At 60.5% G+C, this 24,907-nt stretch carries 28 protein-coding genes; 9 read left to right on the forward strand and 19 right to left on the reverse strand.

Annotated features, from left to right (window positions below):
- Positions 1–34 precede the first annotated feature (34 nt).
- The 6 genes from AC1RO0_RS04855 to AC1RO0_RS04880 all read left to right on the forward strand — a co-directional run bounded on the left by AC1RO0_RS04855 (position 35) and on the right by AC1RO0_RS04880 (position 6,090).
- Positions 35–958, forward strand: coding sequence for an ABC transporter permease subunit (locus tag AC1RO0_RS04855; protein ID WP_498591778.1), 924 nt, complete (start codon positions 35–37; stop codon positions 956–958).
- Positions 955–1,872 carry an ABC transporter permease subunit gene (locus AC1RO0_RS04860; RefSeq protein WP_368509823.1) on the forward strand — a complete coding sequence of 306 codons (918 nt, stop codon included), beginning with the start codon at positions 955–957 and terminating at the stop codon, positions 1,870–1,872. The genes AC1RO0_RS04855 and AC1RO0_RS04860 overlap by 4 nt, the downstream gene beginning before the upstream one ends.
- A gap of 1 nt (position 1,873) precedes the next feature.
- Positions 1,874–2,869 carry an ABC transporter ATP-binding protein gene (locus tag AC1RO0_RS04865; RefSeq protein WP_498591779.1) on the forward strand — a complete coding sequence of 332 codons (996 nt, stop codon included), beginning with the start codon at positions 1,874–1,876 and terminating at the stop codon, positions 2,867–2,869.
- A complete protein-coding gene (locus AC1RO0_RS04870) occupies positions 2,862–3,848 on the forward strand; it encodes an ABC transporter ATP-binding protein (protein ID WP_498591780.1) in 987 nt (328 codons plus the stop codon). Before AC1RO0_RS04865 ends, AC1RO0_RS04870 begins: the two co-directional genes overlap by 8 nt.
- A gap of 94 nt (positions 3,849–3,942) precedes the next feature.
- The gene (locus AC1RO0_RS04875; RefSeq protein WP_498591781.1) at positions 3,943–4,860 is read left to right on the forward strand and encodes a sugar kinase; all 918 of its coding nucleotides are present in this window, start codon (positions 3,943–3,945) and stop codon (positions 4,858–4,860) included.
- 123 nt (positions 4,861–4,983) lie between these two features.
- Positions 4,984–6,090, forward strand: coding sequence for a glycosyltransferase family 4 protein (locus AC1RO0_RS04880; RefSeq protein ID WP_498591782.1), 1,107 nt, complete (start codon positions 4,984–4,986; stop codon positions 6,088–6,090).
- A 7-nt stretch (positions 6,091–6,097) separates the two neighbouring features.
- Here AC1RO0_RS04880 and AC1RO0_RS04885 read toward each other — a convergent pair whose 3' ends face one another.
- Positions 6,098–6,385 carry a type II toxin-antitoxin system RelE/ParE family toxin gene (locus AC1RO0_RS04885; RefSeq protein ID WP_498591783.1) on the reverse strand — a complete coding sequence of 96 codons (288 nt, stop codon included), beginning with the start codon at positions 6,383–6,385 and terminating at the stop codon, positions 6,098–6,100.
- Between the two features lie 4 nt (positions 6,386–6,389).
- Positions 6,390–6,860 (reverse strand): hypothetical protein, encoded by a 471-nt coding sequence (locus AC1RO0_RS04890; RefSeq protein ID WP_498591784.1) that lies wholly within the window; start codon positions 6,858–6,860, stop codon positions 6,390–6,392.
- A 207-nt stretch (positions 6,861–7,067) separates the two neighbouring features.
- Between AC1RO0_RS04890 and AC1RO0_RS04895 the strand changes: the two genes are divergently transcribed.
- Entirely contained in the window at positions 7,068–7,508 is a 441-nt protein-coding gene (locus AC1RO0_RS04895) for a MarR family winged helix-turn-helix transcriptional regulator (RefSeq protein WP_498591785.1), read from the forward strand.
- Between the two features lie 12 nt (positions 7,509–7,520).
- Here the strand turns inward: AC1RO0_RS04895 and der are convergent, their stop codons facing one another.
- The 3 genes from der to AC1RO0_RS04910 all read right to left on the reverse strand — a co-directional run bounded on the left by der (position 7,521) and on the right by AC1RO0_RS04910 (position 10,446).
- Positions 7,521–8,951, reverse strand: coding sequence for a ribosome biogenesis GTPase Der (gene der / locus AC1RO0_RS04900; RefSeq protein WP_498591786.1), 1,431 nt, complete (start codon positions 8,949–8,951; stop codon positions 7,521–7,523).
- 15 nt (positions 8,952–8,966) lie between these two features.
- Complete coding sequence (locus AC1RO0_RS04905) at positions 8,967–9,650, reverse strand: tetratricopeptide repeat protein (RefSeq protein WP_498591787.1); 684 nt, start codon at positions 9,648–9,650, stop codon at positions 8,967–8,969.
- A 214-nt stretch (positions 9,651–9,864) separates the two neighbouring features.
- On the reverse strand, positions 9,865–10,446 hold the full coding sequence (locus AC1RO0_RS04910; RefSeq protein ID WP_498591788.1) for an NnrU family protein: 582 nt from the start codon (positions 10,444–10,446) through the stop codon (positions 9,865–9,867).
- 178 nt (positions 10,447–10,624) lie between these two features.
- Here AC1RO0_RS04910 and AC1RO0_RS04915 point away from each other — a divergent pair, with 178 nt between their 5' ends.
- Positions 10,625–11,605, forward strand: a complete 981-nt coding sequence (locus tag AC1RO0_RS04915; protein WP_498592381.1) for a polysaccharide deacetylase family protein — start codon at positions 10,625–10,627, stop codon at positions 11,603–11,605.
- Between the two features lie 203 nt (positions 11,606–11,808).
- On the opposite strand, the gene sbmA is transcribed toward AC1RO0_RS04915, so the two are convergent.
- Positions 11,809–13,074 (reverse strand): peptide antibiotic transporter SbmA, encoded by a 1,266-nt coding sequence (gene sbmA, locus AC1RO0_RS04920; RefSeq protein ID WP_498592382.1) that lies wholly within the window; start codon positions 13,072–13,074, stop codon positions 11,809–11,811.
- A gap of 415 nt (positions 13,075–13,489) precedes the next feature.
- Here sbmA and AC1RO0_RS04925 point away from each other — a divergent pair, with 415 nt between their 5' ends.
- Positions 13,490–14,062: a PadR family transcriptional regulator gene (locus AC1RO0_RS04925; RefSeq protein WP_498591789.1), complete on the forward strand. Its 573-nt coding sequence runs from the start codon at positions 13,490–13,492 to the stop codon at positions 14,060–14,062.
- 106 nt (positions 14,063–14,168) lie between these two features.
- Here AC1RO0_RS04925 and map read toward each other — a convergent pair whose 3' ends face one another.
- The 13 genes from map to glpK all read right to left on the reverse strand — a co-directional run bounded on the left by map (position 14,169) and on the right by glpK (position 24,897).
- Entirely contained in the window at positions 14,169–14,921 is a 753-nt protein-coding gene (gene map / locus AC1RO0_RS04930; RefSeq protein ID WP_007692404.1) for a type I methionyl aminopeptidase, read from the reverse strand.
- A gap of 52 nt (positions 14,922–14,973) precedes the next feature.
- The gene (locus AC1RO0_RS04935) at positions 14,974–16,035 is read right to left on the reverse strand and encodes an LLM class flavin-dependent oxidoreductase (protein WP_498591790.1); all 1,062 of its coding nucleotides are present in this window, start codon (positions 16,033–16,035) and stop codon (positions 14,974–14,976) included.
- A gap of 104 nt (positions 16,036–16,139) precedes the next feature.
- Positions 16,140–16,562, reverse strand: coding sequence for a type II toxin-antitoxin system VapC family toxin (locus AC1RO0_RS04940; protein WP_498591791.1), 423 nt, complete (start codon positions 16,560–16,562; stop codon positions 16,140–16,142).
- Positions 16,562–16,816 (reverse strand): type II toxin-antitoxin system prevent-host-death family antitoxin, encoded by a 255-nt coding sequence (locus AC1RO0_RS04945; protein ID WP_498591792.1) that lies wholly within the window; start codon positions 16,814–16,816, stop codon positions 16,562–16,564. The genes AC1RO0_RS04940 and AC1RO0_RS04945 overlap by 1 nt, the downstream gene beginning before the upstream one ends.
- Positions 16,817–16,935: 119 nt before the next feature.
- Complete coding sequence (locus AC1RO0_RS04950; RefSeq protein ID WP_498591793.1) at positions 16,936–17,448, reverse strand: GNAT family N-acetyltransferase; 513 nt, start codon at positions 17,446–17,448, stop codon at positions 16,936–16,938.
- Between the two features lie 62 nt (positions 17,449–17,510).
- Positions 17,511–17,924 carry a DoxX family protein gene (locus AC1RO0_RS04955; RefSeq protein WP_498591794.1) on the reverse strand — a complete coding sequence of 138 codons (414 nt, stop codon included), beginning with the start codon at positions 17,922–17,924 and terminating at the stop codon, positions 17,511–17,513.
- Between the two features lie 30 nt (positions 17,925–17,954).
- A complete protein-coding gene (locus AC1RO0_RS04960; RefSeq protein ID WP_498591795.1) occupies positions 17,955–18,425 on the reverse strand; it encodes an SRPBCC family protein in 471 nt (156 codons plus the stop codon).
- 96 nt (positions 18,426–18,521) lie between these two features.
- Complete coding sequence (locus tag AC1RO0_RS04965; protein ID WP_498591796.1) at positions 18,522–19,778, reverse strand: RNA polymerase sigma factor; 1,257 nt, start codon at positions 19,776–19,778, stop codon at positions 18,522–18,524.
- Positions 19,775–20,149 carry a YciI family protein gene (locus AC1RO0_RS04970; RefSeq protein ID WP_498591797.1) on the reverse strand — a complete coding sequence of 125 codons (375 nt, stop codon included), beginning with the start codon at positions 20,147–20,149 and terminating at the stop codon, positions 19,775–19,777. Before AC1RO0_RS04970 ends, AC1RO0_RS04965 begins: the two co-directional genes overlap by 4 nt.
- A 63-nt stretch (positions 20,150–20,212) precedes the next feature.
- Positions 20,213–21,262 (reverse strand): serine hydrolase domain-containing protein, encoded by a 1,050-nt coding sequence (locus AC1RO0_RS04975; RefSeq protein WP_498591798.1) that lies wholly within the window; start codon positions 21,260–21,262, stop codon positions 20,213–20,215.
- 135 nt (positions 21,263–21,397) lie between these two features.
- On the reverse strand, positions 21,398–22,345 hold the full coding sequence (locus tag AC1RO0_RS04980; RefSeq protein ID WP_498591799.1) for a S66 peptidase family protein: 948 nt from the start codon (positions 22,343–22,345) through the stop codon (positions 21,398–21,400).
- A gap of 59 nt (positions 22,346–22,404) precedes the next feature.
- Positions 22,405–23,214: a membrane-anchored protein gene (locus AC1RO0_RS04985; RefSeq protein ID WP_498591800.1), complete on the reverse strand. Its 810-nt coding sequence runs from the start codon at positions 23,212–23,214 to the stop codon at positions 22,405–22,407.
- A gap of 186 nt (positions 23,215–23,400) precedes the next feature.
- Positions 23,401–24,897 (reverse strand): glycerol kinase GlpK, encoded by a 1,497-nt coding sequence (gene glpK / locus AC1RO0_RS04990; protein ID WP_498591801.1) that lies wholly within the window; start codon positions 24,895–24,897, stop codon positions 23,401–23,403.
- Positions 24,898–24,907 lie beyond the last annotated feature (10 nt).

A 24,907-nucleotide genomic window follows, 5' to 3' on the forward strand; every position in this document is an offset into this window, starting at 1 on the left:
GCCCGCTCTTGCCGGGCGGGGCCTCAACGCACCCATGTTTCGCTATGCTCTCCGTCGTCTGCTGTCGACAATCCCCGTCTTGTGGATTGCCGTAACAGTGTGCTTTTTCATTTTGCGTCTCGCTCCCGGCGGCCCTTTCGATGGCGAACGGCCATTGCCGCCGGAAGTCAAAGCCAACCTCGCGGCCCACTACAATCTCGATAAGCCGCTGGTCGAGCAATATCTGATCTATGTCGGCGATGTGCTGAAGGGCGACCTTGGCCCCTCCTTCGCCAACCAGGATTTCAGCGTCACTCAGCAAATCATGTCCGGCTTTCCCTACACGCTGACCATCGGTGGCTGCGCCTTCGTGCTCGCCACGATCATCGGCGTGTTCGTCGGCTGTCTTGGGGCGCTGTATCAGAACCGCGGCGCCGATTACTGGCTGGGCGGAGGCCTGCTCCTTGGCCTCGTCATGCCAAGCTTCCTGATTGCTCCGATCCTTCAGCTCATCTTCGGCAACACGCTTGGCTGGCTGCCGGTCGGCGGCTGGGGCGACGGGTCGATCCGGTTCCTGGTCCTGCCCATCATCGTTCTGACCCTGCCGCACGCGGCGCGCATCTCACGCCTGATGCGCGGCTCGATGATCGAGGTGATGGGCCAGAACTTCATCCGCACCGCCAAGGCCAAGGGCATCGGCCCGCGGCTCACGGTGATGCGTCATGCCTTGAAACCGGCCATGATGCCTGTTGTCTCCTATCTCGGCCCGGCGGCAAGCTATCTGCTCACCGGTTCGCTGGTGGTGGAAAGCATCTTCGGCCTTCCCGGCATCGGCCGTTATTTCGTCGGCGCAGCGCTTAACCGCGATTACGGCATGGTTCTCGGCACGGTCATTTTCTACATGGTTCTGATCGTGGTCCTCAACCTGATCGTCGATATCGCCTATGCCTGGCTCGACCCGAAAGTGAGAATGCGATGATCCTCAATTCCGCAAAACGAGAATTGCTGGAAGCGGAATTGCTCTCAGCCGAGGGGCTGGCGCCGAAAGGACGCTCCCTCACCGGCGACGCGATGCGCCGCCTGCTGCGCAACAAGGCGGCAGCACTTTCTCTCATTGTGCTGGCACTGCTGGTGCTCATCGCCATCGTCGGCCCGAGCTTGCTTCCCTTCAACTATGAGGACCCGGACTGGAACTCCTTCCGGGGCGCACCGGATTTTGCCGTCGGCCACTATTTCGGCACCGATGGCAACGGCCGCGATCTTCTGGCACGCACGCTCTACGGCACGCGCGTTTCACTGACCGTCGCGCTCGTTGCCACCCTGGTCTCGGTCGTCATCGGCGTGCTCTACGGCGCCGTATCGGGCTATTTCGGCGGCCGCGTCGACGCCATTATGATGCGCTTCGTCGATATCATGTACGCGCTGCCCTACGTCCTTTTCGTTATCCTGCTGATGGTGATCTTCGGCCGCAACGTCTACCTGCTGTTTGCGGCGATCGGTGCACTCGAATGGCTGACCATGGCGCGTATCGTGCGGGGCCAGACGCTGTCCATCAAGCAGCGGGAATTCATCGAGGCGGCGCGGGCTTCCGGCCAACGTCCGTTCAAGATCATCCTCAAGCACATCGTTCCGAACCTCGTCGGGCCGGTCGTTATCTATGCAACGCTCACCATTCCCGAGATCATCGCCACGGAAAGCTTCCTGTCCTATCTCGGCTTCGGTGTGCAGGAACCCTTGACCTCGCTCGGCACATTGATCGCCGAGGGGTCGGCCGGCATGGAGACCACGCCCTGGCTGCTGTTCTTCCCCGCCGGTTTCCTGGTCGCGCTGCTGATGAGCCTGCTCTTCATCGGCGACGGCCTGCGCGACGCTTTCGATCCGAAGGATCGCTGACATGACAGAAACACTACTCGAACTCAAAGACTACTCCATCACCTTCCGCACGCCGGAAGGCGAAGTCGCCGCCGTCTCGAAGATGAACCTGAAGATCGGCCGTGGCGAACGCATTGCCATCGTCGGAGAATCCGGTTCCGGCAAGAGCCAGACCTTCCTCGGACTGATGGGCCTGCTCGCCAAGAACGGCCGCACCAGCGGCCAGGCGCTGCTGGACGGCAAGGACATCCTGAAACTGAAGCCGCGCGAACTCGATCATGTGCGCGGCAAGGATGTGGCGATGGTCTTCCAGGACCCCATGACGGCCCTCAATCCGTCGCTGCGTATCTCGCGACAACTGACGGAGCAGCTCGAAGTTCATGGCGGACTATCCGCACGCGCTGCCTCGACGGCCGCCCTGGACATGCTGAAGCGCGTCGGCATTCCCGACCCTTCCAGGCGCTTCAATCTCTATCCGCACGAGCTTTCCGGCGGCATGCGCCAGCGCATCGTCATCGCCATGGCACTGCTGACCAAGCCGAAGCTCCTGATCGCCGATGAGCCGACAACCGCGCTCGATGTTACCATCCAGGCCCAGATCCTCGATCTCTTCAACGAGCTGACGGCCGAGATGAACACGGCGCTGGTGATGATCACCCACGATCTCGGCGTCGTCGCCGGCCTCGCCGATCGCGTCGCCGTCATGTATGCCGGCCGCATCGTCGAGGAAGCGCCGGTCGAGGAGCTATTCGAAAATCCGGCTCATCCCTATACGGCGGCGCTGCATGCCTCCATCCCACGGCCGGACCAGGACGTCGACGATCTCGCCGTCATCCCCGGCCGGCCACCCAACCTGATGCACCTGCCGCGCGGCTGTTCCTTCTCGCCGCGCTGCGCCCATGTGGAGGACGACTGTCTGGATGCGGCGCCGCCCCTCGATCGGCTGACACCACAGCGCTGCGCCGCCTGCTTCCACCCACTTTCGGCTAATCAGGAACGGAGCCTCGTCCATGGCTGAGCAAACGCTTCTGAAGGTCGAACACCTGACCACCGAATTCGAGCTGCCTTCAAAATCCTTCTTCAAGCCGCCCTTGATCCTGACGGCAGTCAACGATGTCAGTTTCGAGCTGAAGACCGGGCGCACGCTCGGCATCGTCGGCGAATCCGGCTGCGGCAAGTCCACGCTCGGCCGTTCCATCCTGCGGCTGATCAAGGCGCAGAAGGGCCGCATCATGTGGCAGGGCGGCAACCTCCTGGATCTGTCCGAAGAGGAAATGCGCGCCGCCCGCCGCGACATGCAGATCATCTTCCAGGATCCGATCGCCTCGCTCGATCCGCGCATGACCGTCGGCGACATCATTGCCGAACCACTCACCGTATTCGAGCCGAAGCTGTCGAGAGCACAGCGGCAGGACCGCGTGCGTGAGATCATGGCGGCCGTCGGTCTGGTGCCGGAAATGATCAACCGCTATCCGCACGAGTTCTCCGGCGGACAGGCGCAGCGCATCGGCATCGCCCGCGCCGTCATCACACGGCCGAAGCTCATCGTCTGCGACGAGCCGGTCTCGGCCCTCGACGTCTCGATCCAGGGCCAGGTGATCACGCTTCTGCGCAAGCTGCGCAAGGAGTTCGGCCTGACGCTGATCTTCATCAGCCACGACCTCTCCGTCGTGCGCCTGATTTCGGACGACGTGCTGGTGCTCTACCTCGGCAAGGTGGTGGAAGCAGGTTCCGCCGCCACCGTCTTCGACCATCCGGCGCATCCCTATACGCAGGCGCTGTTCTCGGCGGCACCGATCCCGGATCCGAAACTGGCGCGCGGCCGCGAGCGTATCCGCCTGCAAGGCGACCCGCCCTCGCCGCTCTATCCGCCGCCGGGTTGCGTTTTCTCGCCGCGCTGCTGGAAGGCGACGGATATCTGTCGGACAAAGGCGCCGCCGACCGAGCAGGTCCGTCCCGGCCAGACCGCGGCGTGCTATCATATGGACTTGCCGTAAGGCTGCAAAAGTGGACGGCGGAGCCCGCCGTCCACCTTGCCCAAGCGGCCCCATGCGGGTATGCAGCAAGCAGGCAAACTGCGGGAGGCAAGTCTTGGGCGGGCGTTTTCTATCGATCGGCGAATGCATGGTGGAGCTGTCGCAGACCAAGGACGGTCACCTGCGCAAGGGCTTTGCCGGCGATACCTTCAACACCGCCTGGTATGCCCGCGCCTGCCTGCCGCAAGATTGGTCGGTCGATTATTTCACCGCGCTCGGCGATGACGCAATGTCCGACGAGATGCTTGCCTTCATGGGCGCACACGGCATCGGCACGGCCAATATCCGCCGCCTTCGCGGCAAGACACCCGGCCTCTACATGATCAACCTGAAGGACGGCGAACGTTCCTTCAGCTATTGGCGCGACAGTTCCGCCGCCCGCCAGCTCGCCGCCGACGGTGATACCCTGCGCACGGCGATCGAAGCCTCCGACGTCCTCTATTTTTCCGGCATCACCCTGGCAATCCTCTCGCACGAGGATGCAGAGACGCTGCTCGCCGAGCTCCGCCGCGCCAAGGCCATCGGCAAGCTGGTGGCCTTCGATCCCAATATCCGCCCGCGCCTCTGGTCTAGCCTCGACGCCATGCACACCCTGATCGGCGAAGGCGCCCGCGCATCGACGCTGGTTATGCCGAGCTTCGACGATGAGGCCGCACATTTCGGCGACGACTCGATTGCCGGCACCATCCGCCGCTACCGGCAGCACGGCGCCAACATGGTCGTCGTCAAGAACGGCCCAGACGGCGCGACCATCGGCACCGACGCCGGCGAAACACTGGTATCGGCGGTGAAAGTCGCCAAGGTCATCGACACCACCAGCGCCGGCGATAGCTTCAACGGCGGTTTCCTCGCCCATTATCTGGAGCACGACGATCCCATCGCCGCCGCTCGTTTCGCCGCCGAGATCGCCGCGAAAGTCATCCAGGAACACGGCGCCCTGGTGCCCCCGGAGAAGCTCCAGCTAGCGGGCTGAGCGCTGTAATATTTCCATCATGGACAACCCGCACAATAGAACAGGCGCGGGAATCACCTTTGTTGCACCGCATTTGGTTGTACCGGCACCACGAGGGCGCGGTGCGGATGGAACGTTTTGGACATGTTGCAACGTTTGTCGAACATCGATCACAATATATGGGATCAGGCTGCGACCCCGGTCGCAGTGCCCGAACGCTTGCTCATCGTTAGCGATGCCTGGCATCCGCAGGTGAACGGCGTTGTGCGATCGATCGAAAACACCAATCGCGAGCTGGCACGCATGGGCGTTGAGGTGACCATGATCACCCCGGAAGGCTTCCGCAACATTCCCTGCCCGACCTATCCGGAAATCCGCTTGTCGATCGCAAGCTACCGCAAGGTCGCAGCCCGGATCGAAGCAACCCGACCGACCTATGTGCATATCGCCACGGAAGGCCCGCTCGGACTGACGGCCAGACGTTGGTGCCTGAAGAACGGTATGCCGTTTTCAACCAGCTACCACACCCGCTTCCCTGAATATGTCGCCGCCCGGCTGCCGATCCCGCAAAACTGGCTCTATGCCTTCGTCAAATGGTTCCATAATGCCGGCTTCGGCTGCATGGTCGCGACACCGAGCCTTGCCTACGAGCTCAAGCAGAAGGGCATCAGCAACCTGCTACCCTGGAGCCGCGGCATCGATTCCACCCTGTTTCGTCCGCAGCCGCTGGAGGAGAATCCCTTCGGCCTGCCCCGCCCGATCTTCATGACCGTCGGTCGCGTCGCGCTCGAGAAGAACCTGCCGGCTTTCCTCGATCTCGACTTGCCGGGCTCAAAGGTCGTTGTCGGCGACGGCCCGGCGCGCGCCGAGTTGCAAAAGCTCTATCCGAAAGTGCATTTCCTCGGCTCGAAGTTCGGCGAAGCGCTAGCGCATGCCTATTCGCAGGCCGACGTCTTCGTCTTCCCGTCGAAGACCGACACATTCGGCAATGCCATCCTCGAAGCGCTGGCAAGCGGCGTCCCCGTGGCCGCCTATCCCGTCACCGGCCCCGCCGACATTCTCAGTGGCGATGAAACCGCCGGCGTCGTCAACGAGGACTTGGGAGAAGCCTGCCGCGCCGCCCTCTCCTCCTCCCGTGAGGCCGCCCGAGCACTAGCGCTCAACTACTCCTGGGAAGCCGCCACGACGCAATTCATCGGCAACGTCCGCGTCGCCAATCATCGCGGCCGGACGTTGGTACGCAAACACTAAATCCTTATTACTCGCTGTCGACCGGCGGCCATCGTTGCGCGCCGTGCAGGACACGGATCAGCTCGATACTGTCCTCGACCTTGTAGACGACGAGGAACGAGGTCCGCGTCACGACCAGCTCCCGCGTGCCTGGCAAGCGACCAATACGACCGGAATGAGGGAAATCGACGAGCCGTTGAATTTGCGCCTCGATCTCCCGAAGCTGGCTTCGAGCCGCAGCCGGATTGCGTTCGGAGATATAGAGCATGAAGCGCTCAACATCACCGATTGCTGTTTCATGCCAGACCAATCGCACCGGCTTACTGCGCCCTGCGTGTCAATTCAGCGCGTAGAGCGTCAAGCCGGTCTTTGACTTCCTCATCCGGCACGATGCGATTCGTCCCATCCTTGATCCCATCGAGCGCCTCCTGCACTTGCGCGCGAAACCATGTGTCGTATGCCGCCGCTTCCTGCTGCTGGCGGAGCCGCTCCGTCTGGTCGGGGCGCCTGCGCTCGATCGCGTCCGGATCGTAGTCGACAGTATCGATTTCAAAACGCGGCATTCCCAACTCCTCTCGCACAAAAGAAACGGCGGTATTCAGGTTCCGCCAGAGCCGGGGCTGATGTGAGCGTTGCGCGGCGACGGCTCGTTCGACCGTGCCATAGCGAACAAGAACGGCCCAGCCTCCCGGTTGGCCGACGACCACCGCGCCCTGGATCGCATGCGCCTCGGCAAGGTTCTTGACGGCCTTGCCGTCGATAATTTCTGTGGGCTTACCCGCGCGGATCATTTTCACCCCATGGATTTTGAGTGATCTTGGTTGAATTATTGAGTAATCGCGCAAAAAAGTCGAGGAAGAATGTAACGATAAGCAGCGTCCGCGAAATTCAACAACCATTTCTCGGGAAATCGGGAACCATGCATGGCAGTCATGCATTTTTATGGTTACGATTGTTTATCGCACGACTTAAACAGACTCCCTTACGGAGCGTTACAGATGACCGACGACCTATTGAAATTGGATAACTTCATATGCTTCGCCCTCTATTCGGCGAACCATGCGATGAACCGGCTGTACAAGCCCATGCTCGACGAACTGAACCTCACCTATCCGCAATATCTCGTCATGGTGACGCTGTGGGAAGAGGATGGTCAGACGGTCGGCGGCATCGGAGAGAAGCTGTTTCTCGAATCCAGCACGCTGACGCCGCTGCTGAAGCGTCTTGAAGTCGCGGGCTTCATCCAGCGCACCCGCAGCAAGGAAGACGAACGGCAAGTGCTGATCCGCCTGACGAGCGAAGGGACGGCGCTGAAGACCAAAGCCGCCGCCATCCCCCCTTGCATCCTTGATGCGTCGAATACGACGGCAGCCGAGCTGACGCGGCTGAAGGCGGAAATCGTCACGCTGCGCGAAGCGTTGAACAAGGGCGCGGCCTGATCCCTCAGGCCGTCACCGCTTCTTCTTGGTCTCGTAGGGATTTTCCGATGTACGGAAATGGATGCGGATCGGCACGCCCGGCATGGCGAAATCCGTACGCAGGCCGTTGATGAGATAACGCACGTAGGATTCCGGCAGAGAATCCGACCGCGTGCAGGAAATCATGAAGGCCGGCGGACGTGCCTTGACCTGTGTCATGTATTTCAGCTTGATGCGCCGTCCGGAAACAGCCGGTGGCGGGTGCTGAACCTGCTGCGTTTCCAGCCAGCGATTGAGCTTGGCGGTGGCGATGCGCTTGTTCCAGACCTTGTCGGTATCGACAATCGCCTGCATCAGCCGATCCAGGCCGTCGCCCGTCTGGCCGGCAATCGGCACAGCGCGGATGCCGCGAGCCTGCGGCAGCAGCCGGTCGGTCTTTTCGCGAAGGTCGGCAAGCACGGCCTGGCGATCCTCGATCATGTCCCACTTGTTGAAGGCGATCACCGCGGCGCGGCCTTCGCGGATAACCAGATCGACGATCTGCAGATCCTGCTTCTCGAAGGGAATGGTAGCGTCGAAAATGATGACCACGGTCTCGGCAAAACGGATAGCGCGCAGCGTATCGGCAACGGAGAGCTTTTCCAGCTTCTCGGTCACCCGGGCCTTGCGGCGCATGCCGGCGGTATCGAACATCTTCACGGTGCGGCCGCGCCAGGTCCAGTCGACCGAAATCGAATCGCGGGTGATGCCTGCTTCCGGGCCGGTCAGCAGCCGGTCCTCACCGAGAAAGCGGTTGATCAGCGTCGACTTGCCGGCATTTGGGCGGCCGACGATGGCGACGCGCAGCGGCCGGGTCTCATCATAAACCGGCTCTTCTTCTTCGATCTCCTCGCCATCCTCGCCTGTGGGGGAACGCGGAATTCTGACATTCGTCTCTGCTTCGTCATCCCTGGGCGGGAAGGCCTGGTCATGGCCGATCGCCTCGACGATCGCGTCGCGCAGATCCATCATCCCCTGGCCATGTTCGGCAGAGATCGGGCAAGGGTCGCCAAGGCCGAGCGTATAGGCATCGTAAAAGCCACTGTCGGAGCCGCGTGCTTCGGATTTGTTGGCAACCAGCACGACGGGACGGCCGCGCTTGCGCAGCATTTCCGCCAGCGTCTTGTCGACATGCGTCAGGCCCATCTTGGCGTCGACGACGAACAGCGTCAGGTCGGCCTCATCGATCGCGAGCTCGGTCTGGGCGCGCATGCGGCCTTCGAGCGTCTCTTCGTCCGCTTCTTCGAGACCGGCGGTATCGACGATGCGAAAGCGAAGATCGATCAGCTTGGCCTCGCCGGGACGGCGGTCCCGCGTGACGCCCGGCGTGTCATCGACAAGCGCCAGCTTCTTGCCAACCAGACGGTTGAAAAGGGTGGACTTGCCGACATTCGGGCGACCGACGATCGCAACCGTGAAACTCATTTAATGATTTACCCTTCAGCCGTTTGCAGCCGGAGCCTTGCCGGAAGCCGTGATGAGATCAAGCAGCATTTGCGCGCGGTTGCCGACATTGCGCGGGCTCTGGGGATCGTCGACGATCGCCTGGAACCATTGCCGCGCCTTGGCGAAATCGCCTGCCTTGTAGGCGGCAAGACCCAATACGTCGCGCGCCGAATGCCGAAATGTATTGGCGGGCACCGCCAGTTCCTGCGCCTCGGCCGCGACCTGATCATAGGTGCCGGTATCAACCAGCAGATAGGCGGCACGCAAGCGAGCCGCATCCCGGATAACCGTCGGAAGAGCTGTCTCCTTGCCGATTGCCGAGAAGGCGGCGACGGCACCGGCGGTATCGCCCTTCTGTGCCTGCAGCGTGGCGGCGCGCATGCGCGCCAGGAGCGGATAGGAACCGCTGCCATCCTTCTCGATGGCGGCAAGGGCTGCCAGCGCCTCGTCCGTCTTGTTCTGATCGGCCAGCGTCAGCGCGGAAATGAACTGATCGCCGCTGTTTCCGGCCTGCTGGCCAGACCAATAGCGATAGCCGCTATAGGCGGCGGTGCCGACAACGATAAGCACGGCAGCGCCGATGATAAGCCGGCCAAAACGGCGCCATACGAACCGCAATTGGTCCGAACGCAGTTCCTCGTTCACCTCACGGATGAAGCTGTCGTCATTGAATGCCATTCTCGTCTCCGGCCCAGGCCAAATTATTCCAAAAGAGCTTATGGGTTAGAGCATGATGCCGAAAAGTGTGAGCGGTTTTCGGACGACATCATGCTCTACTCTCATGATGCTAGAGCGGATTCAGATTTTAGGTCTATTCGACCTAAAATCATCCGCTCTACTGGCGCCTTCTACCCCATTTTGCGTCCGTTGTAAGGGGGAATGGCAGAAATCGTCACATAACGAGCGGCGAAACCCCGATAATCCACGCATGCAGCTTCCAAATAATCAATCCCCAGGCGACGACGCCGATGACGACCGCATAGAGATCGTATTTCGCCGAAACGAACGGGCGCAGCGATATCTCACCGGCGCGCTCACGCTTCTTCAGCGAAATCCGGAGAATGACACCCCAGGCGAGGAAGGCGGCAAACAGCAGCATGGCGGCGCCGTCGCCATTGGACAGCAGATGCGCCAGAGCCCAGATCTTCACCGACAGCACCATCGGATGCTTCGTCTTCACCGCGATATGCCCCGCTGGCAACAGCGAGGCGACAAGACAGATCATCGCGAACAGCATCAGCAGGATGGTGATGTGGCTCATCCAGAACGGCGGCGACCAGATCGAGGTCATGTCACGCGCCTGCCCGAAACCATAGATCAGGAGAATCAGCGTGAGAACGCTGGCAACCGAATAGCCGATCTTCCATCCGGACTCGCCGATGCTGGAGATCATCGAGCTGCGGAAACCCGGCGCGACGACGCGGATCAGGTGGAGACCAAGGAAAAGAACGATGCCGAGAATAAGCAATGACATGAGGAAATCCTGTTTCGTCGTTGTAACAACATCAGTATCTATTATGGCGAAAATTACCAGCGTCACCGCAGCTTTGCCGCATTTCCGGCAGAGGAAATGACTGGACCGGGGCATGATCCCCAAACACATGTAGCGGCTTTCGGATGAAAGCGTGCTCGTTCAGATAATCGTGGTGCCCATGTTTCGTTTTGTCTCCTTTGCGTCCCTCGCCCTTTCCCTGGCGCTTCCCGTTGCAGCACAGGCCGATGAGAAGCCTAGGCAATTGGTGATGATCTCCTTCGATGGCGCGCATGACAACGCGCTGTGGACGAAGAGCCGCGAGATCGCCTCGCGCAACGGCGCGCATTTCACCTATTTCCTCTCCTGCACCTTCCTGATGAACCACGCGCAGGCCAAGGCCTATCAGGCGCCGGGGCAGCGGGCCGGCAAGTCCAATGTCGGCTTCGCCAAAAGCGAGGACGACGTTCGCACCCGCATCGCCAATATCTGGGGCGCGCATCTGGAAGGCCACGATATTTCCAGCCACGCCTGCGGTCATTTCGACGGCAAGACATGGAGCGCGGCCGACTGGAAACAGGATTTCATGAGCGCCCGCCTGGCGCTGCGCGACGCCTGGAAGAATGTCGGCCTGGCGGACAAGGAGCCGCAAGGCTGGGAAGATTTCGCCACCCACGACGTCAAGGGTTTTCGCGCGCCGTATCTCTCCACCAGCGACGGGCTGGTGCCGGCGGAAAAGGCGATGGGCTTTCAGTATGACGCAAGCCTTGTCACCAAGGGTCCGGCGCTGCCGCAGGTGGTCGACGGCCTCTACCGCTTCGGCCTGCCGCTGATCCCCGAGGGACCCGAGAACCGTCTGGTGATCGGCATGGACTACAACCTCTATGTCCGCCATTCCAAGGGCGTCGAGGACAAGGCCAATTCCAAGACCTACGAGGACCGCACCTTCGCCGCCTTCGAAGCCGCCTTCAACAAGCAGTATAACGGCGACCGCATCCCGCTACAGCTCGGCTTCCACTTCGTCGAAATGAACGACGGCGCCTATTGGCGGGCGCTGGACCGCTTCGTCAGCGACGTCTGCCACAAGGACGGCGTCGCCTGCGTCAGCTATTCCGAGGCGATCCCGCTGATTGCGGCACGCGGCAAGCCGCAGCAGGGGTGAGGAGCGATCCAGCATAACTGGAGCAATCGACCCGGTGGGTCGATTGCAGCGACGAACGCCCTGAGCCAAAGCGAAGGACCGGTGGCGCGGCAAACGCAGAACTTCTCTCGTGAGTCTAGTTGCGGGATGAGACCGTGACCGACATGAGGTTACGCGCGATCATCGAGACATGAAAAAGGCCCCGTTTCCGGAGCCTTGTTTCATCAGCCATCCGCATGAATGACGCCAGCTTCACGCTCCAAATAGCGCTGATCGATTGTCGGCAGCGGCGTGTCATCAATCGCCGCTTCGAATGCCCGTAGGCGCTTGTAGATCGACAACAACTCGATGATCGTCGTCCATGAACTGACAAGATACTGGAACGAACCACGCACCTGGTCGAAGACGTTGGTGATCTGTGTCATCAAGCCAAGCGTCAGCTTGCCGGCAACAATCGAGGGAACCAACACGACGAAACTGAATATATTGTCCGCCTGCGAGTAGAAAATCCGCGCCACATTGAAATAGGTATAGTGGAAATAGATGCGGAAATAGTTGCGGCGCACGTTGGCGAACAACTCTGCGACCGTAGGCGGCGACGCGCGATCCGCGTGATCTTCGCCGTAAACAAGTTCCTTGCGGTAGGATGCTTCCACTCGCTGATTGAGGAATTGCAGACCGGGCAACTTGATGCCGACCGCAGCGAGGAAAACGGTTCCAAAGATAGACCAGAAGATCGCAGCCCAGACGAGCGCATGGGGAATATTGCCAACGAGCGGTAGTTCCGTGATATTCGAGCCAAGACGGAAGAGTACCGGCAGGAAAGCAATCAGCGTCATGATGGAGCCGATAAAGCTCACGCCGAGGGATTCAACAGTCTGAGAAAAGCGCATCGTATCATCTTGTACACGCTGTGATGCGCCTTCTACATGTCGCAGCTTCGGCCAGTTGGCCATATAGTAATCATTCATCGCCGTGCGCCAGCGAAAGACCCAGTGGCTGACGAAAAACAGATTGAACACACCGACAGTGATGGCCACAAAGGCGATACCGGCAAACACGAGCATGCTGAGATAAAACTCGGAAGCCGGCACTGAACCGACGGTCGTCAGCGCCTTCTGAACGAGATTGTAGAATGGGCCATACCACGCATTAACGGCAACACTGACCTGCACCGAGAAATAGGTATTGAAGATGATCAGGGCCGTACCGAGCACCGACCAATACTGCCAAGGGTGCGGGCTGTAGCGGAACCAGAAGAGCGTAAACAACGCTACGGCGACGACGTAATAGATGTAAAACCAAATAAACGGCGCCGACCAGAACACCGAAACGCCCACCGGAGCGTCCTGCCCGTCCGCCGCCGGTGGCAGACCGATGTAGGCACCCGCTTGTTCACCGCCGAAGTACCAAAGAAATATGGCGGCGAGTGACCAGACAGCGGCCGAGATGAAAAAGGCTTTCGGCTTGGGAAAGAATGATAAAAACACGAGAAGCGCAGCTTTCTTGATTGGGTTTTCGAACCGCAATGACGTTTGTTAACGGCGAACCTAAGGCAGTTCGCAAGAGGCGGCAACCGGCCTGGTCTGATTCTTACGCAGATGTAATCGCTTATCCCGTGATCGTGACGCGATTGTTCAGCTGGCCATAGGCAGCTCTCCCGAGCCGCTGCCCGATCCACTAACCCCACTCAGCAAAAAAATCACCGTCCCCTTGCAAGATGTTATCTTACGATATATATCTTACGACATGACTAACGATACAAAATCACATCACCCCAACAGGAGACACACGATGAAAGGCTTTAGAGATCACATCTTCGGCGATGGCTTTGACACCGTCGAGGCATATATCCTACGACATGGCGAACGCCGCGATTCCCGCGGCAGGCATGGGAGAGAGTTCATGAGAGGCTTCAAGGGCGGCATGTTCGGCGGCGGGTTTCGCACCGGGCGCAAATTCGACGCCGCCGATCTGCAGCTCATCATCCTCGCTTTGCTTTCCGAGCAGCCGCGGCATGGCTATGAACTGATCAAGACGCTGGAAGAGCGCTCCGGCGGCTTCTATGTGCCGAGCCCGGGCGTCATCTACCCCGCCCTCACCTATCTCGAAGAAACCGGCCTGGCCGAAGTCGAGGCCAGCGGCACGAAGAAACTTTACCGCATCACCGAAAGCGGCCAGACGCGGGTCGAAGAGAACCGCGAGCTGGTCGAGGCGACGCTTGCCAAGCTGGGTGCCATCGGCGAGAGAATGGCGCATGTCAAACGGGCGTTCGACGGCGAGAACAACGGCGGCGATGAAGGTCGTGACGGCCCATTCGGTCGCGACGCCGGCGAAGTTGACCGCGCACGTCACCTTCTGCGCGCTGCACTGCACTCGAAGCACCCGTGGAGCAAGACTGAGGGCGCACGCATTGCGGCTATCCTCGAGCAGGCCGCCGCCGACATCATCCGTGGCGAGACGAAGACCGAAGACTGAGCAATTCCAGGAAAAGCGCGTAGCGGTTTTCCATCCGGAATAGCAATCAAGACAAAAGGCTGAAGTGCTGAAACGCTTCAGCCTTTTAGCTGTCCGCTCCAGCCTTTCAGCTATCCGCCAGCGTCAGGATCATCGGCCCGTTGCGGGTCGCAACGACGGTATGCTCGAACTGGACCGTCGGCGCGCGCGGATCGCCATAAAGCGTCCAGGCATCATCGCCGCCTTCCGCCCAGGTGGCGCCAAGCGACAGAAACGGCTCGACAGTGAACACCAGGCCGTCCTGCATGATGCGGGTCTCGTCGGGATCCGCCCAGGTGGAAACCTCCGCCGGCTCCTCATGCAGCGAACGGCCAATACCGTGGCTGGCGAGGTTAGCGACCAGCGTATAACGGTTCTTCTGCGCGAAAGCGCCGACGGCGTGGCCGATCTTGGAGAAAGGCGCGCCGCTGCGCACCTGGTTCAGCCCGACCCAGAGCGCCCGCTTGCCATCACGGCAAAGACGCTCGATCTTCGGCTTCACCGGCGGCACCGCAAAGGACGAGCCGGTATCGGAAAAGAAGCCATCCTTCTCGGCGGAAACGTCGAGATTGACGAGATCGCCGGCCTGGATCACCCGTGGTCCGGGAATTCCGTGCGCCACTTCCTCGTTGACGCTGATGCAGGTGGCGCCCGGAAACCGATAGACGAGCTCCGGCGCGGAACGCGCGCCGGCGTCTTCCAGTACCTTGCGGCCGATTGCGTCAAGCTCCAGCGTCGTGATGCCCGGCTCCAGCGCCGCTGCCATCGCCTGCAGCGCATTGGCGCAGATGCGGCCGATCTCTTTCAGCTTGGTCAGTTCGTCGTCGTTCGAGATGATCATTCACGGCTTCCGGCTGGCTCGCACACGCCCCGCAAACTCCAAAGGCGAAGGCTCAAGCAGTCGCTTTCGCCTCTCCACCCTGTCCAGTCAATGCCTTTCTGACGAGCGGCGCGACTTTCGTACCGTAGAGCTCGATGCCGCGCATGATCTGATCATGCGGCATCGTGCCGATCGCCATCTGCAGCAGGAAGCGGTCGTTCTTGAACAGCTTGTGATGCGCGACGATCTTTTCGGCCACGGTTTCCGGATCGCCGACGAAGAGCGCACCGTTCGGCCCGCGTGACTGGTCGAACTGTGCCCGGCTCGTCGGTCCCCAGCCACGTTCGCGACCGATGCGGTTCATCACCTCGGCCTGCGGACCATAGAACTGATCGGCGGCAGCCTCGGTCGTATCGGCGATGAAACCGTGGACATTGATGCTGGTTTTCAGCTTTGCCTGATCCTGATCGGCGCGGCGGGCGGCCTCGCGATAGAGATCGACCAGCGGCGCAAACCGGCGTGGCTCGCCGCCGATGATGGCAATCGCCATCGGCAAGCCCAGCGCACCAGCACGCGCCACCGACTGCGGCGTGCCTCCAACCGCGATCCAGATCGGCAACGGATCCTGCAACGGCCGGGGATAGACCCCTCGCCCGTTGATCGGCGCGCGCATCTCGCCCGCCCAGCTCACCTGCTCGCCATCGCGGATCGCCAGTAGCAGATCTAGTTTTTCCTCAAAGAGCTGGTCGTAATCCTCGAGATTGTAACCGAACAGCGGGAAGGACTCGATGAACGAGCCCCGCCCCGCCATGATCTCGGCACGGCCATTGGAAATGAGGTCGAGCGTCGAAAACTGCTGGAAGACCCGCACCGGATCGTCCGAGCTCAGCACCGTCACGGCGCTGGTCAGCCGAATGTTCTTCGTCCTTGCGGCAGCGGCGGCAAGCGCGACAGCCGGAGCCGATGCCGCATAGTCTGGGCGATGATGCTCGCCAAGCCCGAAGACATCGAGGCCGACCTGATCGGCCAGCTCGATTTCTTCGATCAGATTGTTCAGACGCCGCGCCGCTTCCGCGCCCTTGTTGAGAGCAGGATCGGGATTGACGTCGGCGAAAGTATAAAGGCCAAGTTCCATGGTGAAACATCCATCTGTTGTTGATGGACGAGATAAGAAGACAAGGCTGCAATCGCAAATATGAATTATCGAACGGTTTGTTCGATAATATCGATGGGCAAGAACTAGGAAGCTTCGGTCCACGGATTGATGATATCGATATCCAATCCCTGAAAATCACGGACATTACGGGTGATAAGCGTAAAGCGATGCGCGGCGGCCGTGGATCCGATGAAGGCGTCACGCCACGGTCGAGGATTGGGAACGAACGTCGCCGCACAATGCATGGCCACAGGCTCGTCGATGGACAATATGCGCCCGTGCAGACTGGCTCTTATCTTCTCGGACCAGTCTCGTAGAATCTTGGCCTGTAAAGGATCGCGTCGTTCAAGAAGCAATATGCCATTTTCAATTTCAAAAAGCGTAATGACCGACGTGTAAAGAATATCCAGCGCAATGGCATCGAACCATTGGGCAAAGGCTGGATCGGCCTTTCCATTGCTGAGCTTTCTCAGCTCGGAAATGACATTGGTATCCAGCAGATACATTATGAAAAATCGGCCGGCTTGAAACCAAAATCACCGTCCAGCTTTGGGATTTCGAAATCAATCTCATCTGCGCCCGGAGAATAGAACGCCTCCGCGACGGTCGGCCCCTTCTTTGCCAATTTCAGATACTCATCCATGCTGAGTAAGACATGGGAAGGCTTGCCGCGATCCGTAATAAAGACCGGGCCTTCCGAGGCAGCGCGCTTGGCACCGCTTGTATCCTGATTGAACTCTCGGCTGCTCATGATCGTCATTGCCCGAACTCCATTTGTAGAGAAGTTACTACATACATTGGAGATAGGCAATTCGAATCCGAAATCAACAGCTTCCCCGCCGTCTCGGATTCAACCTCCAAAGCACCTCACGTCCAACATCAAAGCCGCGGATCGTCCGCCAAAAGCGCCCAGCGCTCATGATCGCACCACACGCCACCGATCTTCAGATATTTAGGCGAAAATCCCTCCATGCGGAAACCGAGCCTTTGCACGAGCGCGATGGAGGCCCGGTTTGCTGGCTGGATATTGGCTTCCAGCCGATGCAGGCCGACGGTATCGAATGCGTGGCTAACTGCCAGACGCAATGCCTCGGTCATGAAACCCCGGCCGGCAAACCCTACCATCCCATGGTAGCCGAGAAAGGCACTGCGGAAACCACCCCAAACCATCTGGCTGATATTGACCACCCCGACGATGCCGCCCGAACTGGTGTCGCGCGCCACCAGGCCGATATTGGGTCCGGTGACGGTCTGCCCAAACCAGACATCGAAGCCATCGCGATCGACAAAGGGAAAGGCCCAGGGCGCATGATAGGCGCGGCTCGCAACATTGGCCGCAATCAGGTCTTCGGCATCCGATTGCGCGACTGGCGCTATGGTGACGTGCAGCATGGCTCGCTCCTCTCGTTCATGCGGGAGCGAGCCTTAGCAAATCGAATCCGAAATCAACAGCTTCAGCGGCGGAACGGAATCATTTTCCGAACAGCCTCGTAGCGAAGATAAAGCCCGCCCCAGGCGATGATGCCGAGATAGAGCCCGAACAACAGGTGCGAAAATATCGGGCTACCGATCCTCAAATGTGTCGCCATCGCCCCGCCGAGTAGGCCGGTGAGGAGGATAGCCCCGAGGACAGACGTCGCCGGGATTGCGTAGAGAACAGCGCAGACGAGCGTGATCACGCCAAGCAGCCGCGCAAGCGCAGGATCACCGGAATAGCCGAGCGCCACCATCGTCTCCGTAACAACAGGCAGTGGAATGATCTTGATCGCGCCATCGAAAACGAGAAAGGCGATGATCAAGCCGCTGAGGATCAAGCCGGCCACGCGCTGCGCCCGCGAACCTGAGGATGAATCTGCTATGTAGGACATTCGTGTATCCCCCGGAATGACTTCGATAATTCAGATCCTGGCCGCTAGCGCCGCGAGTTGGTCGGTACACTGGCCCCATCCCTGGTGGAAGCCCATCTTCTCATGTGCCTCCCGGTCCTCCGCTGTCCAGTGCAGGACCGTCGCGGTGTACCGCGTCTTACCGCCGCCGAGGTCCTCGAACTGGATGGTCACCACCATAAAGGGCTTGGCTGACGGCACCCAGGCGCTGGTGAAAGCATCGGTGAAGACGATCCGCTCGTTCTGGACGACCTCGAGATAGACGCCGACATTCGGATAATCCTCACCTTCGGGGCTGCGCATGGTGACGGAGCTGGTGCCGCCAGCGCGGACATCGAGTTCGGCCGCCGACGTCGTCCAGGGCAGCGGCGAGAACCATTGCTTCACCAGCTCCGCTTGCGTCCAGCAGCGATAGAGTTTCTCGCGCGGCGCGTCGATGATGCGGGTCAGCGAAAGCTCGTGGCGTGCGGTTTGTTCAGTCATGATCCTGTCTCTCCAGTGTAAATCGGCCCGACCGGCCCATGCTCCAAGGACGTTTGCGGCCACCTCACCCCGACAGAGGATGAGAAAATTCGTCGATTATTTTGCAATTGCCGGAGCCGTCGCGCTCAAACGGTCAAGCTGCTGGCGGATATGCTCGGCCTCCGCCGGCGAGCGGGCAAGCGCGATGGCACGGTCGAAGGCCGAACGCGCCTCCCGCCCCCGATGCAATTGCATGAGCAGGCCGCCCCTCAGCCCATGAAAATAGAAATAGCTGTCGAGCTGATCCGCCAAGGTCTCCACCAGGGCTAATGCCACCTCTGCCCCCTTGAGCTTGGCAACTGCAACGGCACGGTTCAAGGTGACGACCGGTGACGGATGCACCCGCTCCAATGTTTGGTAGAGCAGATCGATTTCCGCCCAGTCCGTATCGCCGGCCCGCTTGGCCCTGGAATGCAGCGCCGCAATTGCCGCTTGAAGCTGATAGGGTCCGGGACGGCGGTGGCGGATCGCCTTGTCGAGGAGAGCCAGAGCCTCGTCGATGAGCGTGTGGCTCCAGAGCGACCGGTCCTGGTCTTCCAGCAGCACGATCTGGCCGCTCGCATCGAAGCGCGCCGCCTGGCGCGATTGTTGCAGCAGCATCAGCGCCAGCAACCCCATGATTTCGGGTTCGGTTGGAAAGATGCGCAAGAGCAGCCGACCGAGCCGGATCGCCTCATCGGCAAAGGCAGAGGCCTCGCGCCCCGGCCCGCCGGCGGAATAGCCCTCGTTGAAGATGAGATAAATCATCGCACTGACGAGCGCCACGCGCTCGGCCCGCTCGACGGCGCCCGGCGTCTCGAACGGCACGCCGGCCGCGGCAACCCGCGCCTTGGCGCGGGTAATGCGCTGCTCCATCGCGCTATCGCTGACCAGAAAGGCGCGGGCGATCTGCGCCACCGAAAGGCCGGAAACGACGCGCAGTGCCAGGGCGACCTGCTGCGTCGCCGGCAGATCCGGATGGCAGCAGATGAACAGCAGCCGCAGGATGTCGTCGCGATAGTTGGAGCCGTCCAGCCGTTCGGCGAGATCGCTCTCGGCGTCGCCGGTATCGGAGATCGCCTCTTCATCCGGCAGGGCCTGCGTCTTCGCCTGCTTGCGCACGGCATCGATGGCGCTGTTACGGCCGACGAAGATCAGCCATGCCACGGGATCACGCGGCGGCCCTTTGTCCGGCCAAGTCTTCAAGGCCCGGAGGCAAGCCTCCTGAAATGCCTCCTCGGCGATATCGAGATTGCGGAAATAGCGCAGCAGCGCGCCGACCACCTGCGGCCGGGCATTGGTGAACGCAATATCGATCCAGGCAAGATCCGTCATGTCGCGATCGTCCCCGGTCTGAAGACGTGGAGCGGTCGGATCTCATAGGAACCGACACCCGGATTGGCGACCGCCAGTTTCTTTGAAAATTCAATCGCTTCGTCGAGAGATTCAAAGTCGATGACATAGAAGCCGAGCAATTGCTCCTTGGTCTCGGCGAAGGGGCCGTCGATGACGAGCGGTTCGTTCTTGCCCTTGCGCAACGTCGTTGCCGCCGTCGTCGGCATCAGCCGCGCGACGGGACCAAGCTTGCCGGCTTCGCTCAGTGGCGCCTGCACGGCCAGCAACCGCTCCATCGTCGCCTGCTCCTCCTCCTTGGACCAGGCAAACACGGTATCTTCGTCGTTGTAGCATAGGATCGCGTAGAGCATGAGCTCCTCCTTCTCATGTAAAGACGAAGGAGTATCACCCGTACCGACAGGCTGCGTCAAAAATTATCGTTGGGAATGATCGGCTTGGCGGATGAGGCCAATCAAATTGGCCACCTGGTGCAGCCGGGGAGACTTCAATGGCAGATCGCGGTCGGTGCGCTCGACAATGACCAGATCCTCCTGAGGAATGACAAAGGCATATTGCCCGCCCGCGCCCCAGGCGAAATAAGCGCCCGTTGGAAGGCGAAACGCATTGGCGCTTGCATCGGTGGCCGCCGACGGCCGATCCGCGGTCCACCAGAGATACCCGTATCCGAACCCATGATCGGCATCCGAATCGGGCGTGGTGCTGTCCCGCACCCATTGTTGGGGAACGATCTCCTGCGCGTTCCAGCGTCCGCCGTCCAGAAAGAGAAGAGCGAAGCGGGCAAGATCCCGCGTGCTCATCCGGAACGTATAGGCGGGATGGACCGATGCGCGCCCGTAAAACTTGTGCTGCGTATGCGGGTCATAGTCCTGCATGCCAATCTTCCGGGCGATCTCATTCTCGAAGGCATCGTAGATGGAGGTGCCGGTTGCCTTCTCGTAGATCGTGCCGAGAACGTTGAAATCCCAGTTGTTGTAGTACCAGAACGTTCCCGGCGCATGGCTGAAGCGCTGCGGCCGTCGCGCGGCCATCGCCTCCGTCTCGTAAAGCGCCGGATGATAGATGCCGGACCGCGCCTCCAGGAGCATCCGGACCGTCGCCTGCTTCTCCTGATCGGACAGCGATGGGGCTTTGTCATCGATGCCCAATTGCTGGAGCGTACTGCCAAGATCGATTTGATGATGCGTAACGGCAATCCCGATCAGGGAATTGAGCAGGCTCTTGCGGATGGAGGCCAATTCCATCGGCTTGCTCGTATCTCCCCATTCGGCAACGACGGCGCCATGCTGAACGACCATGACGGCGCTGACATCGTGCCCATCGGCAAAGGCCTTCGCCTCGGCCAATTTCGGCGCCGACCATCCGGATGTCTGAGGAGATAGATGTGTCCACTCGGCTGAAGGCACAGTTTGCGCCAAGGCCGGGGTCGACAGCAGTCCAACGAATAGCAGCCAGATGAAACGCATAGCCGATGCCCTGTTTCAAACGTCGGCATCGAATTTCCGGGTGAATAAGTCTTTTCGTTGGCTGAAGCGCACCCGGCAAGTTTCTGCGACATCAGGACGCATGCGTTCCTATTCACAACGCACGGAACCGAGCAGCTAGATGCCACAGCGCCGGAGCGTCAATGTCCCTGTTTCCGCATCCAGCTCCGCAACGGCGCCGATCAAGGCGCTAACAGGGCTACGCCCATGCCCCAGCGGCAAACCGCCAAGGACCGGCACACCGAGCACAGCAAGATGTTCGCGCAGAATATCGATGACCGAGAAACGGAGATCGAATTCAAAATCGGTGAACTGGCCGACCGCGACACCTACCAGACCATCCAGATGCCCGGCCTTGCGCAGCATCGTCATTTGCCGATCCACCTGCCCTCGGTATCTGCCGTTAGCTTCAAGCAACAGGATCATCCCACTCAAGTCCGGCAAGGCCCAACCGGCCGCCGCCGTCACCGTTTCGAGATGCCCGCCGATCAGCCGCCCCGTGACCCTTCCACTCGTCGTCAACGCTGCCGTCGGCTCCTCCGGACGGGATCGGATGACGATATCCTCCGCCGTCATCAGTGCCCGGTGAAGCGCGCTGATGGTCCCTGCACTGACATCCTCTTCCCCGGAACCGGCAAAAAACGCCCCATGAATGCCGATCACGCGGCAATGCTTCAGGACACTGAGATGCAAGGCGGTGATATCGCTGAAACCGATCAGAAACTTCGGATCACGCCGGGCAGCCACGAAATCCACGCGATCAGCGATCCGGTACGATCCCTTGCCACCGCCCGTGGTAAAGATTGCCCGAACCTCGGGGTCGCGAAGCGCGGCATCAAAATCCGCCAATCGCTCCTCATCGGTCCCGGCAAGATAATCACGCTTGTGAAAGGCATGCTCGCCGAAATCGACACGAAGCCCCCAGCCTCTCAGTATTTCGGCGTGCCTCAGAACCCTATCCCTGTCGGGCGGACTTGCGGGAGAGACGAAACGGATTTTATCGCCCGGCCGCAATGGCGGCGGCGTCAAAACCCGATTGGTCTTTGCATGATCCAGTGATTCCATGCCGCAATTCTGGCATGGAATGATGACAGGTGGCAGCCTTCGATCGAATGACTAGTTCGTCAGCCGAGCGACGGGGTCAAGACGCCAGCCGCTTTTGAAACCGACCGCGCAGCCTTCGCATGGGCTTCGGATATCTGCCGGGCGCGGGCCTTGCCCTCCCAGAGCGGCAGGCCGAGGGACTGCGCGACTGCCGGGTCGGCGGTGAAGACCGGATAGCCTCGCTCGATCAGCCGCAACAGGATTTCTCTGTCCTTGCCGATGTGCAAGCGAGTCAGATTTTCCTGATTGTAAACATGACCGCCGGAATCGGGGTTGATGCCGGTGATGACGACGGCTGTAGCGCCGTTATAGAGCGCGAAAAGCACGGCGTTGATGCCGTTCGAGCATTTGTCGTCGGCGCCCAGCTCGCTGCATTGCATGCCGCCAACCCGATCGAGAAGCGCCATGCGCCGGTAGCGGTCGACGATTTCGAGATTGTCGTAGCAATAATTGAAGGCTTTCAGCCCATCCTCGAGCCGCTTGAGCCCATCACGCCAGAGCAGGATGTACAGCATCTTCGCCCGCTCGCCATTCAGCACGCGCCGGACTTCGACGGCATTGGTGTTCGTTCCCTCGATCTGATTGAACTGCACCAGCGCGACATCGGGCGCCTCGACGCCCCATGTCTTGGTGACAACCTGAGAGCCATTGATGGTAATTACCCGGAAGGTCTCGTCGAAATCCGCGGGCTTGTGCGACACCGGTGCTGATCCGACCACGACAACAGGCCCAGAGAACGGCTCTGAGAGTGTGGGAGGTTTCGGCCGAATAAGCCGATATTTCAGGCGCCGATAAAAATGCTTCTTCAGTTCCGTAAATTTAGCAGTCATGCCCCGCCCTAAGACCCCCGAAGGCGTTCACTGAGAGATAGTCGAACCCACCGAAAGCGGATCCCGGCAACAAGATGTCGCCGGGCCGCTCGTAACATCGACTATCGCCGCTTCGGGTTGCATTAGGAAAATAAAGAAATCTTACACGATCAAATTTTCGGTGAGCTGTGGATAATTCAGTGGCGTTTATCCCGCGCTCAAGGTCCGCCGCACCGCATCTTTCCAACCCTTGAGTTTGCCGCTCCGCGTTTTCTCGTCCATCGCGGGCTCGAATCGTCTGTTGCGCGCCCACGCCTTGGCGAAACCTTCGCGGTCCGGCCAGACGCCGGCGCGGCTGCCGGCGAGCCAGGCGGCGCCCAGGGCCGTGGTTTCCAGGATGGTGGGGCGATCGACGGGGGCGTCGAGCAGGTCCGCAAGCCGCTGCATGGTCCAGTCGGAGGCGACCATGCCACCATCGACGCGCAGCACCGTCTCTTTGCCATTGCCGTTGCGCCAATCCTTGTGCATGGCGTCCAGCAGGTCGCGCGACTGATAGCAGACGGCTTCCAGCGCTGCGCGGACGATCTCCTCCGGACCGGTATTGCGCGTCAATCCGAAGATGGCGCCGCGCGCATCCGGATCCCAATGCGGAGCGCCGAGGCCGGTGAAGGCTGGCACAAGATAGACCTCCTGCAGCGGATCGGCTTTTTCCGCCAGCTCGCCGGAATCGGCAGCGCGCTTGATCACCTTCAACCCATCACGCAGCCATTGCACGGCCGCGCCGGCGATGAAGATCGAACCTTCCAGCGCATAGGTCGTTTCCCCATCCAGCCGGTAGGCGATGGTGGTCAGCAGCCGATTTTTCGAGCGCACGATATCCGTGCCGGTATTGAGGAGCGCAAAGCAACCAGTGCCATAGGTGGATTTCATCATCCCACGCTCGAAGCAGGCCTGACCGATGGTCGCCGCCTGCTGATCGCCGGCAACGCCGAGGATGGGAATGGCAGCCCCGAAAAGCGACGCATCGGTAACGCCGAAATCGGCCGCGCAATCCTTCACCTCCGGTAGCATGGCGGCGGGCACGCGCAGGATATCGAGCAAATCCTCGTCCCACTCATTGCTGGCGATATTATACATCAGCGTCCGCGAAGCATTGGTCGCATCGGTGACGAAGCTCTTGCCACCGGTCAGCCGCCAGATCAGGAAGGTGTCGATGGTGCCGAAGCAGAGCTCGCCCTTGGCGGCGCGGGCGCGCGCGCCCTTCACATTGGCCAGCATCCAGGAAAGCTTGGTGCCGGAGAAATAGGGGTCGAGCAGCAAGCCGGTGCGGCGGGTGAAGAGCTTTTCCAGGTCCTGCCGCTTCAGCTTGTCGCAATAGCTCGCGGTGCGGCGGTCCTGCCAGACGATGGCATTGTGGATCGGCTTGCCGCTCTCGCGGTCCCAGACGACAACGGTTTCGCGCTGGTTGGTGATGCCGACGGCGGCGATATCTTTTGCCGTGATGCCGGCCGCCGTGATGGCCTTGCCGACAGTGAACAGCACGGACGCCCAGATTTCCTCCGGATCATGCTCGACCCAGCCGGGTTTCGGATAATGCTGCGTGAACTCCTTCTGCCCGACGCCTGCAACCTTCATATTGCCGTCGAAAACGATCGCCCGTGTCGAGGTCGTTCCCTGGTCGATCGCCAAGACATAGCCGCCCATGCATTCCTCC

The organism is Rhizobium sp. GW821-FHT14E12, from assembly GCF_058803745.1.

Coding starts and splice junctions, on each gene's coding strand:
- AC1RO0_RS04915 (WP_498592381.1), top strand. CDS start 10,625: ATGTTTCGTTTTGTCTCCTTTGCGTCCCTCGCCCTTTCCCTGGCGCTT.
- AC1RO0_RS04970 (WP_498591797.1), bottom strand. CDS start 20,149: ATGCTCTACGCGATCCTATGCTACAACGACGAAGATACCGTGTTTGCC.
- AC1RO0_RS04870 (WP_498591780.1), top strand. CDS start 2,862: ATGGCTGAGCAAACGCTTCTGAAGGTCGAACACCTGACCACCGAATTC.
- AC1RO0_RS04985 (WP_498591800.1), bottom strand. CDS start 23,214: ATGACTGCTAAATTTACGGAACTGAAGAAGCATTTTTATCGGCGCCTG.
- AC1RO0_RS04895 (WP_498591785.1), top strand. CDS start 7,068: ATGACCGACGACCTATTGAAATTGGATAACTTCATATGCTTCGCCCTC.
- AC1RO0_RS04865 (WP_498591779.1), top strand. CDS start 1,874: ATGACAGAAACACTACTCGAACTCAAAGACTACTCCATCACCTTCCGC.
- AC1RO0_RS04925 (WP_498591789.1), top strand. CDS start 13,490: ATGAGAGGCTTCAAGGGCGGCATGTTCGGCGGCGGGTTTCGCACCGGG.
- AC1RO0_RS04980 (WP_498591799.1), bottom strand. CDS start 22,345: ATGGAATCACTGGATCATGCAAAGACCAATCGGGTTTTGACGCCGCCG.
- AC1RO0_RS04860 (WP_368509823.1), top strand. CDS start 955: ATGATCCTCAATTCCGCAAAACGAGAATTGCTGGAAGCGGAATTGCTC.
- AC1RO0_RS04945 (WP_498591792.1), bottom strand. CDS start 16,816: ATGACGATCATGAGCAGCCGAGAGTTCAATCAGGATACAAGCGGTGCC.
- AC1RO0_RS04880 (WP_498591782.1), top strand. CDS start 4,984: ATGTTGCAACGTTTGTCGAACATCGATCACAATATATGGGATCAGGCT.
- AC1RO0_RS04975 (WP_498591798.1), bottom strand. CDS start 21,262: ATGCGTTTCATCTGGCTGCTATTCGTTGGACTGCTGTCGACCCCGGCC.
- AC1RO0_RS04960 (WP_498591795.1), bottom strand. CDS start 18,425: ATGACTGAACAAACCGCACGCCACGAGCTTTCGCTGACCCGCATCATC.
- map (WP_007692404.1), bottom strand. CDS start 14,921: ATGATCATCTCGAACGACGACGAACTGACCAAGCTGAAAGAGATCGGC.
- AC1RO0_RS04955 (WP_498591794.1), bottom strand. CDS start 17,924: ATGTCCTACATAGCAGATTCATCCTCAGGTTCGCGGGCGCAGCGCGTG.
- der (WP_498591786.1), bottom strand. CDS start 8,951: ATGAGTTTCACGGTTGCGATCGTCGGTCGCCCGAATGTCGGCAAGTCC.
- AC1RO0_RS04940 (WP_498591791.1), bottom strand. CDS start 16,562: ATGTATCTGCTGGATACCAATGTCATTTCCGAGCTGAGAAAGCTCAGC.
- AC1RO0_RS04935 (WP_498591790.1), bottom strand. CDS start 16,035: ATGGAACTTGGCCTTTATACTTTCGCCGACGTCAATCCCGATCCTGCT.
- AC1RO0_RS04890 (WP_498591784.1), bottom strand. CDS start 6,860: ATGATCCGCGCGGGTAAGCCCACAGAAATTATCGACGGCAAGGCCGTC.
- AC1RO0_RS04905 (WP_498591787.1), bottom strand. CDS start 9,650: ATGGCATTCAATGACGACAGCTTCATCCGTGAGGTGAACGAGGAACTG.
- AC1RO0_RS04965 (WP_498591796.1), bottom strand. CDS start 19,778: ATGACGGATCTTGCCTGGATCGATATTGCGTTCACCAATGCCCGGCCG.
- AC1RO0_RS04855 (WP_498591778.1), top strand. CDS start 35: ATGTTTCGCTATGCTCTCCGTCGTCTGCTGTCGACAATCCCCGTCTTG.
- glpK (WP_498591801.1), bottom strand. CDS start 24,897: ATGGGCGGCTATGTCTTGGCGATCGACCAGGGAACGACCTCGACACGG.
- AC1RO0_RS04950 (WP_498591793.1), bottom strand. CDS start 17,448: ATGCTGCACGTCACCATAGCGCCAGTCGCGCAATCGGATGCCGAAGAC.
- AC1RO0_RS04910 (WP_498591788.1), bottom strand. CDS start 10,446: ATGTCATTGCTTATTCTCGGCATCGTTCTTTTCCTTGGTCTCCACCTG.